This is a genomic window from Bradyrhizobium sp. A11, assembly GCF_042077125.1.
Classification (GTDB): Bacteria; Pseudomonadota; Alphaproteobacteria; order Rhizobiales; family Xanthobacteraceae; genus Bradyrhizobium; species Bradyrhizobium japonicum_B.
On record NZ_CP149509.1, the window covers coordinates 2,683,495 to 2,697,317 of the forward strand.

6 protein-coding genes are annotated in these 13,823 nt (G+C 60.4%); all 6 read left to right on the top strand.

The window, feature by feature from the left end; translation table 11 throughout:
* The first annotated feature begins 6 nt into the window (after positions 1–6).
* The 6 genes from rfbB (at position 7) to WI560_RS12345 (ending at position 13,822) form a co-directional block, all read left to right on the top strand.
* Positions 7–1,065: a dTDP-glucose 4,6-dehydratase gene (gene rfbB / locus WI560_RS12320; RefSeq protein ID WP_375308217.1), complete on the top strand. Its 1,059-nt coding sequence runs from the start codon at positions 7–9 to the stop codon at positions 1,063–1,065.
* Positions 1,066–1,073: 8 nt separating this feature from the next.
* Positions 1,074–2,063, top strand: coding sequence for a dTDP-4-dehydrorhamnose reductase (rfbD, locus tag WI560_RS12325; protein WP_375308218.1), 990 nt, complete (start codon positions 1,074–1,076; stop codon positions 2,061–2,063).
* The gene (gene rfbA / locus WI560_RS12330; protein ID WP_375308219.1) at positions 1,972–2,886 is read left to right on the top strand and encodes a glucose-1-phosphate thymidylyltransferase RfbA; all 915 of its coding nucleotides are present in this window, start codon (positions 1,972–1,974) and stop codon (positions 2,884–2,886) included. Before rfbD ends, rfbA begins: the two co-directional genes overlap by 92 nt.
* Positions 2,887–2,958: 72 nt before the next feature.
* Positions 2,959–9,567, top strand: coding sequence for a DUF4082 domain-containing protein (locus tag WI560_RS12335; RefSeq protein WP_375308220.1), 6,609 nt, complete (start codon positions 2,959–2,961; stop codon positions 9,565–9,567).
* A 677-nt stretch (positions 9,568–10,244) separates the two neighbouring features.
* On the top strand, positions 10,245–12,398 hold the full coding sequence (locus WI560_RS12340) for a peptidase domain-containing ABC transporter (RefSeq protein WP_375308827.1): 2,154 nt from the start codon (positions 10,245–10,247) through the stop codon (positions 12,396–12,398).
* The gene (locus WI560_RS12345; RefSeq protein ID WP_375308221.1) at positions 12,395–13,822 is read left to right on the top strand and encodes an HlyD family type I secretion periplasmic adaptor subunit; all 1,428 of its coding nucleotides are present in this window, start codon (positions 12,395–12,397) and stop codon (positions 13,820–13,822) included. The genes WI560_RS12340 and WI560_RS12345 overlap by 4 nt, the downstream gene beginning before the upstream one ends.
* Position 13,823: the final 1 nt, after the last annotated feature.

The window sequence follows — 13,823 nt, forward strand, 5'->3', positions numbered from 1 at the left end:
CGTCTCATGCGTGTTCTGGTGACGGGCGGAGCGGGATTTATCGGGTCTGCGGTCTGCCGCCAATTGGCCTTGGAAGCTGAGGCCTCGGTCGTCAATGTCGACAAGTTGACCTACGCAGCCAATTTGGCCTCGTTGGCCTCCATCGACGGTACCAGCCGCTATCGATTCGAGCAGCATGACATCTGCGATCAGGAGGCGGTCACTCGCTTATTCCACAAATGGCAGCCGAGCGCCGTTATCCACTTGGCGGCCGAAAGCCATGTCGATCGGTCGATTACCGGCTCGGCAACGTTCATCAGTACCAACATTGTCGGCACTTACACTTTACTGGAGGCCGCCAGGCGATATTACGACGGGCTGTCGAGTCAGCGGAAGAGACAGTTCAGGTTCATACACGTGTCGACGGACGAGGTGTACGGTTCATTGGGGCCAGCCGACTGCTTCCGCGAAGATACCCCTTATCGGCCGAGTTCTCCCTATTCAGCGAGCAAGGCGGCCTCCGACCACCTCGCGCTCGCCTGGTACAAGACCTATGGCTTGCCGGTGATCGTGTCGAACTGTTCGAACAACTACGGACCATTCCAATTCCCGGAAAAGCTCATTCCGCTGACGATTCTCAACGCGATTGAATTCAAGTCGTTGCCTGTCTACGGCGACGGAAGCAACGTGCGGGATTGGCTTCATGTCGAGGACCACGCAGCAGGCCTGATCAGGCTGCTAAGCGATGGCAGGGCCGGAGAGAAGTATAATTTCGGCGGCGACAGCGAGCGCTCCAACCTGGAAGTCGTCACCCAGATTTGTGAAACGCTTGATCGATTGCGTCCCGGGCCAGCAGCGAGGCGATCGTTGATTTCGTTCGTGCCGGATCGTCCGGGACACGACGCACGTTACGCGATCGATGCGTCCAAAGCTCGCAGCGAGCTGGGCTGGCGGCCGACCCGAAGCTTCGAACAAGGTCTCGCCGAGACGGTGGAATGGTATCTGGCCAGCGGCGCCTGGTGGGCGCGGGCTCGCAACATGGTTTACGACGGCTCGCGTCTTGGCCTTCCAGCCACCCAACACTGAGGCTGCCAATGATCGAACGACCGATTCTGATTGCTGGTCGAAATGGCCAATTGGGCAGCTGCCTTCGTGATGCCGCTGCTCTTCGCGGCCTGTCTGCGGTGGCCCTCGGACGCGAGGATCTCGACCTTGAGGTCCGGGACGGGATCGACAGGACGGTCGCCTCGATCGCCCCCTGCATGATCATTAATGCCGCGGCCTATACGGCTGTGGACCTGGCGGAGTCCGAGGTCGGAAAGGCCTTCAGCATCAATCGCGACGGCGCGGCTGCGCTGGCGGATGTTGCATGGCAGAGGAACATTCCATTTGTGCACTTGTCCACCGATTACGTCTTCGACGGCGCCAAGCGCGAGGCTTACGACGAGGCCGACGTGCCGGCGCCGTTAAACACATACGGTGCATCAAAGCTAGCCGGCGAGGCGGCCGTATTGGCGGCGCATCCCCTGGCGACCGTCGTCAGGTCGTCGTGGATCTACAGCTCGATAGGCAGCAACTTCGTTCGGACAATGTTGCGGCTGGCCGAAACGCGCCCGATCGTAAGGGTCGTTTGCGACCAATACGGAAGCCCGACGTCGGCCGCGGATCTGGCTGCAGCGCTGCTGAAAATCGCACAGCGGTCGCTCACCGATGACCGCCGCACAGCGGCGGGCATTTTCCATGTGGCCGGCCAGGGAACAACGACCTGGCATGGCTTTGCCGAGGCAATCTTCGATGGTTTATCCCGTCGGGGAGGGCGACCGCCGACGCTGGAGGCGATCACGACAGCGCAGTATCCGAGCGCTGCGCGCAGGCCTGTAAACTCGCGCCTGGAGTCATCCAAAGCAGAACGCGTGTTTGGAATTCGATTACCCTGCTGGCGCCATTCTCTCGAAACCTGTCTCGACCAACTTGTCGAAGGAGCAGACACCGATGCTGAAGGGAATCGTCCTGGCTGGCGGCAGCGGAACACGGCTCTACCCGATCACACGTGTGGTCAGCAAGCAGCTGCTGCCCATCTATGACAAGCCGATGATCTACTATCCGCTGTCGACACTGATGCTGGCAGGCATCCGCGAGATCCTGATCATCACGACCCCGGCGGACCGATCCCAGTTCGAGCGATTGCTCGGGAACGGAAGCCAGTGGGGAATCCGGCTCAGCTATGCCGAACAACCGCGCCCGGGCGGGCTTGCTGAAGCGTTCATTGTAGGTGCCGATTTCATCGGAACTGATCGCGTCGCGATGATACTCGGGGACAACATCTTTTTCGGCGGCGGCTTGCGCGAACTGCTCGTGAAAGCCGCGGCCCGCGAGGAAGGCGCAACCGTGTTCGCGTATCACGTGCGCGATCCTGAACGGTACGGCGTTGTTACGTTTGACGACGCCGGCCGCCCACTACGAATCGACGAGAAGCCGAGAAGGCCGACATCGAACTGGGCCGTCACCGGTCTGTATTTTTTCGATAACCGGGTCGTGCGGTATGCCCGCAGGGTCGAGCCATCCCCCCGGGGAGAACTCGAGATCACCGATCTGCAAATGCGCTATCTCGCGGCCGGCACTCTCCACGTCGAGCGCATGGGAAGGGGATTCGCATGGTTGGATACGGGCACTGTCGAGTCGCTTATCGATGCAGGGACGTTCGTCCAAACGCTGGAAAAGCGGCAAGGCATGAAGGTGGCTTGCGTTGAGGAGGTCGCCTTTCGCCAAGGATTCATCAGTCAAGATCAGCTTCGCGGACTGATTCAGCCGCTGGAGAAGAGCGGATACGGCAGGTATCTGAATGAACTCCTGCGCTCGCCCGGGATGCCTACCGACGTCGCAGCCGACGCTGATTTAAATCTGTGATTTCTATTTTAAATAATTGACTGGCGCCGCATATTTAATTTAAATGCTTTGCTGCGAATTGGTAGGCTGGCCATGTTATATCAAAAGGCGAGCGTTTTTTATCGAGCAAGGCCTCTCCTCTGGGGGGAGAGCGATTCCAGCGAGAGTGATCTGCTCCCGTCGGGAGTGCCGCCCTGGAATGCGTCCTGGAGCGGCGGTTTAGCCGCCCGGCAGGTGTCCGATCTGCGGGGCGCGATTGGGCCTTCACGTTCCAGGACTGTTGCGACGCATTGGATCAGCTCGAGCGGCGGATATTGGAACGTCGCTGCGAACTGGAGTGGCGGGATTCCGGACGCCGGGTCCGCCGCCTTCATCGATGCGCCGGGATCTTATGTTGTCACAACCAGGGTCAATGTTGATGTCGGCAGCCTGACCGTTGATGCGGGTGCGACTGTTGCGCTCGGACGAGAGTCTTCCTTTGTCGTTGAAGGTGACACCATCAACAACGGCAGCATAAAGCTCGGACCGTCCGGCGGTGAGGGGAGTGCTGCAGCGGACTTCAAGGGCGACGTCCGGGGAGCGGGTGACTTCGCGATTGCCGATAGATCAGTTCTTGAGATCAGAGGGGCGGTCTCCGGGCACCTCGCCAACGGTTCATTCTCTGGCATAACCGTCTCCTTCGAGACGGACGTCGGCACCCTGGTGCTCGATCGCTCTGCCGAATTCCATGGCCTGATCGGAAGCTCATCGCCGGATCGGCCGCTTTCAGCCGGCAATCTGATTGATCTCAGGGATTTCGCCTTCACGTCGACGATGTCAGCATCCGTCCATTACGACCGGAGCTCAAACATCAGCACGGTCGATTTCAGCAATGGAGCTGGCAATGTCACCCTGCTGTTCTCTGGCCAGGACTCGAACTGGACCTTTGCAAGTGATGGGCAGGGCGGCACAGCCGTTGCAGATCCAGTTACGAACCCGATCGTTCTGGAAAATCAGAAGCAAGGCACATCGCCGAACATCTGGCAGATTGATGTTGGCGCAAACTCGACCAGAATCCAGGGGTTCACGACGGCGATAAGCACCAATGTCGGCGGGGCCGTCCAATTCAAGGTCGATAACCAAACAGGCACGCCGAACTATCGCATCGACATCTACCGGCTTGGCTACTACGGCGGCAACGGTGCCAGGCTGATTACGACGATGCAGCATCAGGCGGCGACCTCCGTCGTGCAACCGGCGCCGTTGAAAGACAGCTCGACCGGCCTGGTCGATGCCGGCAATTGGAGCGTGACCGATACCTGGAACGTGCCGACCGACGCGGTTTCTGGCGTGTACATCGCCAACGTGATCGACGGAACGCAGGTGTTTCAAATTCCATTTGTGGTCCGCAATGATGCATCGCAAAGCGCGATCGTGTTCCAGACCGCCGATCAGACCTGGCAGGCCTACAACCCGTGGGGCGGAGCCAATCTCTACTTCGGCAACGGGCCTGGCGACGGCGGCTCCGCTTACGCCGTGAGCTACAATCGTCCGATCACGACGCGCGACGGCGGGCTCGCGAGCTCTGCCAACGACATGGTGTTCTCGGCCGAATATCCGGCGATCTACTGGCTCGAGCAGAACGGATACGACGTTTCCTACATCTCAGGCATCGATGCTGCCACCAACGGATCGCTGCTGCTCAATCACCAGATCTATATGGATGTGGGTCATGACGAATATTGGACCGCCAGCCAGTTTGCCAACGTCCAGGCGGCCGGCCGTGCCGGTGTCAATCTGGCCTTTCTGAGCGGCAACGAGGTGTACTGGCAGACCAGGCTGGCTGCCAGCATTGATCCCAGTCAGACCGCCAATCGGACTTTGATCTCGTACAAGGATACCCATGCCAACCAGTTGATCGACCCGACAGGGACGGCGACGGGAACGTTCATGGACGCGCGCTTTGCTTCGACCGGAGGGATGTCAGGTATCCCCTCCAACGCGCTGACCGGAACGGTCTTCCAGGTGGACGGGGATTCTTACGGCGCGATCGAGATCCCGTATGGGATGACGCAGTTGAGGCTCTGGCGCAACGCGCCGATTGCCGGGACTGCTCAGGGCCAGACTGCGTCTCTGACGCCAAACCTGCTCGGCTATGAATGGGATGCGTCACCGGACAACGGCTTCCGCCCGGCCGGTCTGGTCAGTGTCTCCTCGACCACTGTGCAAACCACAAAATACCTGCTCGACTACGGCAACACGACCGGCAACGGGACAGCCACTCACAATCTGGTTCAGTTTCGTGACCCGGTGAGTGGTGCTCTTGTCTTTGGCGCCGGTACTGTATTCTGGTCCTGGGGCCTTGCGTCGGATCATGACCAGCACAACATCGCGCCCCAGACGCCGACCGATCGGAACGTCCAACAGGCCATGGTCAACCTGTTCGCCGACATGGGCGTGCAGCCTGCGACGCTGCAGGCCAGCCTGGTGATTGCGAGCCAATCGACCGATCACACCGACCCGACGTCCACGATCACCAATCTCTCCGCCACGAGCGTCGTGGAGGGGCAGTCCATCACCGTGACCGGAACGGCAAGCGATGCCGGTGGGCTCATCGGCGGTGTTGAGGTTTCGTCCGACGGCGGCAGCACCTGGCATCCGGCCAACAGCACCGTGGGAGTGTCCAATGCCACCTGGACCTATACGTTTGCCGCAGGCGCGCCGGGGCAATTGACGATTCGGAGCAGGGCCGTTGACGATAGTTTGAACCTCGAAGCCCCAGGAGGCGGCGTTGCCTACACGGTGACTCCTTCTTCGAACCTGACGATATTCAGTCCAACGGACACGCCGGCGGTCGTCGATACGCCGGACGCCGCTGCCGTGGAGCTCGGAGTTAAGTTCGTCACCGCCGCGCCGGGTGATATTACAGGCATCCGGTTCTATAAGAGCGCCCAGAATACGGGAACGCATCTCGGCAATCTCTGGACGTCGAGCGGCACGCTGCTTGCAAGCGCAACATTCGCCAACGAAACAGTGAGCGGTTGGCAACAAGTCAACTTCGCGACGCCGGTCCATATACAGGCCGGAGTGACCTACATCGCCTCGTATCATACCAACACCGGCCACTATTCCACGACAAACTTCTATTTTGACAACCCAGGTCACACCAACGGCTCGTTGACAGCGACAGGGAGTGGCCTGAACGGCGTCTACGCCTACGGACCGGGTCCGCTCTTCCCCTCCAATATCTCGATGAAGGATGGTGACAATTATTGGGTCGATGTCGTCTTCAGGAATACGAGCCAGCTGCCGCAAGCCAATAATGATAGCGGATTCACGGTCACTCAGAGCGGCGTGCTGAACATTCCGGCATCGGCGCTGCTCGCCAATGACACCGACCCGGCCGGCCTGTCCTTTTCGATCAGCGGCGTGAGCAATCCGGCCAATGGCAGCGTAAGCTATAACGTCCAGTCTCAGACGGTGACATTCACGCCAGCCGCAAACTACGCGGGAGCGGCCCAGTTCGATTACACGATCACGGACACCGCGGGTGCCAGTGGAACGGGCCAGGTCTTCCTCAATGTCAGCTATCCGATATCGGCGCAGAGCCTGTTCGGAACCAACGACACGCCGAGCGTTGCCAATTCGGGCGACACCAGCCCGGTCGAGGTCGGCGTCAAGTTCAGCGCATCGGTCAGCGGGACGATAACCGGCCTGCGCTTCTACAAGGGGTCGCTGAACACAGGTACTCACGTCGCGCATCTCTGGAGCTCGACGGGAACGCTGCTCGGCACGGCGACCTTCGCCTCTGAGACAGCCAGCGGTTGGCAGCAGGTCAGTTTCTCGAGCCCGATAGCCATTACCGCAGGCACGACATACGTTGCTTCCTATCACACCAATGGCAATTATTCGAACACTCAGAGCTATTTCACCGCGCCGATCAGCAATGGTCAGCTGAGCGCTCCTGCCACAGGGAATGGCGTTTATGCCTACGGTACCGGAGCCGTATTCCCGACCAACGTCTACAAGTCGACCAATTACTTTGTCGACGTGATCTTCAATGGATCCGCCGCTACGAACACGTCTCCGACCGCTGTGGCCGACGCGGGCGACGGCACCGAGAAGGGCGGCGTCAATAACAGTACCGGCGGTTCGCTCGCCACGGGAAACGTCCTGACCAACGACACCGATCCGGACGCGGGCGATACGAAGACCGTAACTGCGGTCAGCTTCGGTTCGACCTCCGGCACGATCGGCTCCGCGCTGAATGGCGCGCATGGAAGTCTCGTGCTCAACGCCTCAGGCACCTTTACTTATGCGGTCAACGAAACCGATCCCGCCGTGCAGGCCCTGCGGCTTGCGAGCAATGCGCTGACCGATGTCTTCAATTACACGATGCGTGATGCCGTCGGCGCGACATCCTCGACCACGCTCACGATCACCATCCATGGCGCCAACGATGCGCCGGTGCTGGCGGTCCAGACCGCCAACCAAACCGCAACAGTGGGCTCGGCGTTCTCGCTAACGCTGCCTGCGAGCACCTTCACCGATGTCGATTCCGCCGACTCGCTCAATTACACCGCGACAACGGCTAGCGGCTCTGCACTTCCGGCCTGGCTCACCTTTAACGCATCAACCCGAACGTTTGGCGGTACACCATCGTCAGCCGACGTCGGCACGCTGGATGTGAAGGCAACTGTAACGGATCTCGGCAGCCTCACCGCAAGCGAAACATTCAATATCGTCGTAACGACGACCGCGAACGCGCCGCCAAACGCTGTCACCGACGCGGGCGACGCAACCGAGAAGGGCGGTGTCAATAACGGCACTGGCGGCTCACCCGCCACGGGAAACGTACTGTCCAACGACACCGATCCGGACGCGGGCGATACGAAGGCCGTGACTGCGGTCAGCTTCGGTACGACGTCCGGCACGCTGGGCTCGGCGCTGAATGGAGCACACGGAAGCCTCGTGCTCAATGCTTCAGGTGCTTTCACCTATACGGTCAATGAGACTGACCCCGCCATTCAAGCCTTGCGGCTTTCGACCAACACACTGACGGACGTCTTCAACTACACAATGCGTGATGCCGCCGGTGCGACATCCTCGACCACGCTCACGGTCACCATTCACGGCGCCAACGATGCGCCGGTGCTGGCGGCGCAGACCGTCAACCAAACTGCAACGGTAGGTTCGGCGTTTTCGCTGACGTTGCCGGCGGGCACGTTCACCGATGTGGATTCCGGCGATTCACTCAGCTACGGCGCTACCGCCGCCGACGGTTCGGCACTGCCGGCCTGGCTGAGCTTTAACGCCTCGACTCGGACCTTCAGCGGTACACCGACTTCGGCCGATGTCGGCACGTTCGGCGTGAGAGCCGTCGCAACTGATCTCGGCGGCCTCACGGCCAGCGAGACGTTCAACATTGCGGTGGGGACAGTCTCCTCGACCGTCAGCTTGTTCTCGGCTTCCGATACTCCTTCGGTGCTGTCGACATCCGATCCATCTCAGGTCAACCTGGGAGTACGGTTTACTTCCTCCGCCGCCGGCGCGATTACCGGGATCAAATATTACAAGAGTGCGAACGACACAGGCACCCACACCGGCTCCCTGTGGAGCAGCACGGGAACGCTCCTTGCGAGCGCAGCCTTCTCCAACGAGACCAGCAGCGGTTGGCAAACCCTCGTATTCAACAGCCCCGTCTCGATTGCGGCCGGAACCACCTACGTCGCGAGCTTTCACAGCAACGGCCGCTATGCGGTTACGTCAAACTACTTCACGTCCGATCGCACGAATGGGCCGCTCACGGCTTCCGCGAGCAACAATGGTGTGTACACCTACGGAACGGGAAATCTGTTTCCGACGAGCACATTCAACGCGACGAACTATTGGGTCGATGTCGTGTTCAGCAATGCGAGCGGCGGCACGAATCAGTCGCCGATCGCCAACAACGACAGCGGCTTCAACGCGACCCAAAGCGTCCCGCTCAGCATTTCCGGCTCGGCGCTCCTTGCAAACGATACCGATCCAAACGGGGATGCCCTGACGATCACCGGCGTCAGCGGCGCCGTCAACGGCACCGTCAGCTTCAGTGCTCAGAACGACACGGTGACGTTCACTCCCAGCAGCGGATACACCGGACCGGCATCGTTCAATTACGCCGTTTCCGATGGCCGGGGCGGTTCGGCAAATGCCGGGGTGAGCGTAATTGTTCGTGCGCCGTCGGCAACCACCGTAAGCCTGTTCAGCTCGAATCCAACGCCCGGCATTGTGACGGTGAATGACCCGAACCCGGTCGAGCTTGGTATGAAGTTCCAAGCGTCCACTTCGGGAGACATCATGGGTCTCCGCTTCTACAAGGGGCCGTCCAACACCGGGCAGCATGTCGCGAATCTCTGGAGCAGCACGGGGAGCCTATTGGCCACTGCTTCCTTTACCAACGAGACGGCGAGCGGCTGGCAGCAGGTCAACTTTGCGACGCCGGTCACGATCACGGCAGGAACGACCTATGTCGCCTCCTACCACACTGCCGGCAACTATTCGGACGATCCAAACCTGTTTGCCAATGCGGTGACGAACGGACCGCTGACGGCGCCGTCGTCCTCTTCGAGCGGCGGCAACGGCGTCTACGCGTACGGATCCGGCAGCCTATTTCCAACCAACACGTTCGGCGCGACCAGCTATGCGGTCGACGTTCTCTTCAGGCCGCAGCTCGCTGCATAGACAAGAAAGGGGAGTTCATGTCGGGCCTATCACGGACTATCGCGTCGCCGGTCACGCTCGCGAGACGCGTCACGTCGCAACCGGTACGGAGCGTGCTCCGCGCTGCATACGACAGGATCTCATATGCCGTCGCCGGGCTGCCGCCGCGGCGCCTGCGCGCATGGATCTCGCCCACATGGGTCGATTTCACGATACCGGACGGGATCAGTTGGAGTTCTTCGTGGAGATGGCCGGTCTGCGGCGTCATCGCGATGCGCCCGAATGACATGAGCGGAGTAGGCCAACCATCTCAATCGACATAAGGAGTGGGTCGATGCATGCGGAGCTCTATACAGACGGGGTCGACGAGGTCATGATTGGCGGGTCGATCGTTAGGGTGGACCTGATCAGTCTTTCGCCCACGGAACGTGACGGCAACAACGCGCCCAAGAAAGTCTTTTGCCAAAGGCTGATCTTCTCCGTGGAGTCATTCGCGAACTCCGTGGAGGTGATGCAGAACGCGCTTCAGGGGCTGGTCGACGCTGGGGTCGTCCAGCGCTCTCGGCCGAGAGGGCCGATTGTCTCACCACAGGCGGGCGCGCGAGCCGAGCCCGCCTCGCCAGTTTCGGACAACTTACGATCTCCAAATGTCTCAACCAACTTCCGTTGAAATCGACAGGCGTGAACCGGCACCGCCCATGTCGGAGGACGAGCCACGTCGGGCTGCTCAAACCGCACTTGAATGCCTGTCGAGGGTCGCTTCCCATCACGGTATCGATCTGCCTTCCGACCGCATGCGGCACGCCTATGCTGTCGACGAGACCGGTATCTCGACCGATCTCCTGCTGCGCATGGCTCGTGATGCGGGCCTTCGCGCCCGCGCGGTGCAGCTCGATTGGAAGGAGATATGCGGGCTCGGCGAAGCCTATCCAGCTCTCGTTGAGCTCTCGAACCGGAACTGGGTCTTGGTCATCGGTGCGAAGCCGGAATGCGACGCTGTAACGGTTTTCGATCCGCTGGCGGAGCGGAGCGGCGAGCATCTGCTGGTCGATGCGGACCGATTTTGTGCCAGATGGTCGGGAAAGGTTGTTTTGTTCAAGCGCGAAACCGCTCCAGCGCAGAACCAGAGATCCTTTGGGTTGCGCTGGTTCGTGCCCGAGATGCTGCGAGAGTGGCGGTTGTTCTCCGATGTCGCAATCGCTGCGGTGTTCCTGTATGCGTTGGGGCTGGCGCTTCCGATCTTCTTTCAACTCGTCATCGACAAGGTTCTGGTCCACGAGAGTCTTACGACGCTCTACGTGCTCACCGCCGGCGCTATCCTCGCGCTCTGCTTCGACGCAATCTTCAGCTTCTTGCGGCGCTACCTGTTGCTCTACGCCACGAACAAGATCGACATCCGGGTCGCCACCAGGACGTTTCGGCACCTTTTGGGGCTTCCGGTTACGTTCTTCGAGCGCATCTCGGCCGGCGTGCTGGTGAAGCACATGCAGCAGGCCGGACGAATACGAGAGTTCCTGACCGGCCGACTGTTCCTGACTGCCTTGGACGCGCTTTCGCTGTTCGTCTTTCTGCCTGTTCTGGCGCTATACAGCGTCAAACTGACATGCGTCGTGCTGGCCTTCACCGCCATCAGCGCGAGCGTGATTGCCATTCTGATGGGACCGTTCCGGCGGCGGCTCTACCAGCTTTATCAGGCAGAGGCCGGGCGCCAGGCGCTCCTCGTCGAGACCGTGCACGGCATGCGCACGGTAAAGTCGCTGGCGATGGAGCCAAGCCAGAACAAAACATGGGACGATCGTTGCGCGCAGGCGGTATCGATGCGGTTTGGCGTCGAAAAAATCTCGGCGGGGGCTCAGGCGTTGACCGGGTTCCTCGAGAAAATGATGACACTCGGCATCGTCGCCTTGGGCGCGCTCGACGTCTTCGGCGGCGAGATGACGATCGGCGCACTGGTGGCCTTCAACATGCTGGCGGGGCGGGTTTCGGGGCCGCTGGTGCAGATGGTGACCATGGTGCACGAATATCAGGAAGTGGCGCTGGCCGTTAAGATGCTCGGCGAGGTCATGAATAAGGAGCTGGAACGCGACGATCATCGCGAGGGTCTGCGGCCCGACTTATCCGGCCGGATCGAGTTTGAAAACGTTACGTTCCGTTACGACGAGGGGGCGCCGGCCTTGGATGAGGTGTCGTTCTCAATTGCTCCAGGTTCGATCTTTGGAGTTGTCGGCCGGAGCGGCTCGGGAAAAACGACGCTGACGCGGCTGATCGCGGGGATGTATCCGGTGCAACAGGGATTGGTGCGGATCGACGGTCACGATTCGCGCGAGATCGATCTCACCCATCTGCGGCGAAACCTCGGGGTCGTGCTCCAGGAGAATTTCCTGTTTCGCGGCACGGTCCGAGAAAATATCGCTTGCGTGAGGCGTGACGCCACTTTCGAGGAGGTTGTCCGGGCAGCTCAGCTTGCCGGCGCCGACGAGTTCATTGAACGACTGCCGAGGGGATTCGATACCATGCTTGAGGAGCAGGCATCGAACTTGTCGGGAGGGCAAAGGCAGCGGCTTGCGATCGCTCGGGCATTGATGGGGAACCCGCGTATCCTGATCCTCGACGAAGCCACCAGCGCGCTGGATTCCGAGAGCGAAGCGATCATTCGGCGCAATCTGCGGCGCATCGCGGAGGGGCGAACGGTCATCATTGTATCGCATCGACTTTCGATGCTGTCGGATGCGAGCCAGATTCTGGTGATCGACCGCGGACGGATCGTCGATGTCGATCGTCACGACGCGCTGCTGTCGAAGTGCACCTTCTACCGACATCTTTGGAACCAGCAGACGAGGCAGGTTGCATGACCGCGTCTGATAAGACCAGAGTTGAAGCCGCACCCGGCGGATCCGGGTCTCCGCCAGTCTCGCGGCCGCGACGCCGGCTCCAGCGGCCAACGCCAGCAGGGCCCGGCGTTGTCGCGCAATTTCAGTCAGACGCAGCCGAGATCGAGCAGCGGGCTCCACCACGGGTGGGACGGATCACGCTCTATTGTGTCGCCGCCCTCATCGCTGCCGCAATCTCTTTTGCATGTGTTTCGCGCGTGGATATGATTGTGACAGCACAGGGTAAGCTGATCACGACACGTCCAAACCTGGTCGTGCAGCCGCTGGAAACGTCGGTCATTCGGGAGATCCGTGCGAAGGCGGGTGACTCCGTCAATCGCGGCGACGTACTCGCGATCCTCGATCCGACGTTTTCTCAAGCCGATCTTGATCAATTGCGCGGCCGCTTGGCCGCTCTCGATGCCTCCATCGACCGGCTTCGAGCTGAGTTGGACGGCGCGGACTACGTCGTCGAAGAGACAGCGAACGCCGATCAGGCCTTGCAGAGGCGGGTATATCTCCAGAGGAGGGCAGCTCACGGCCTTCAGATCCAGAACTATGACGCGCAGATCGCGTCCGCGCAGGCCAACCTAAAAACCGCGCAGAACGAGGAACTCGTCCTGACCCAGCGGCTGGAGAATATGCAGTCCATTGAGGACATGCGGAACGCGTTGATGGCCAAGGAAGTCGGTTCAAGACTGAATTTCCTGCTATCCCGTGACGCCCGGTTGGAGGTTGAAAGCAATCTGGCGCGAGTTCGTGGCAGCATCGTCGATAACATTCATCGCCTGGACAAAGCCCGTGCAGACCAGAAAGTGTTCGCCGCCGAGTTTCTGCGCGCTGCCTATCAGGAGTTCGTCGAAACATTGGCCAAACGCAATGGCATTGCCGAAGAGCTCAAGAAGGCGGAGCTCCGCCGTCAATTGATCGTGCTGAACGCACCGGCGGATGCGGTAGTACTCGAAATTGCCAATCGGACGGTGGGTTCGGTGGTTCGCGAGGCTGAAACATTGTTTGTGCTCGTCCCTCGGGACGAGGTGCTCCGCGCGGAGGTCAATGTCGAGGGCAGGGATATCGGGCAGGTCACGGTCGGGCAGACCGTGCGGGTCAAGTTCGAGGCGTTTCCATTTCAGAAGTACGGCACTGCGGCTGGCGAGGTCGGCGTCATTAGCCGGGACTCATTCTCGCCAGACGCGAAGGCCGAAGGTGCGCGCCGTTCGTCAGCTCCCTATTACCGCGTACTGATCGATCTGCGGGACACGCACCTTCGGCTGCCGTCCGAAAGGGTTCAGCTGATGCCCGGTATGGCGGTCACGGCCGAGATGAAGGTCGGACAGCGGACGGTGATTTCATATTTCCTCTATCCCCTGCTTCGCGGCTTGGATGAAAGCATCCGGGAGTACTGAG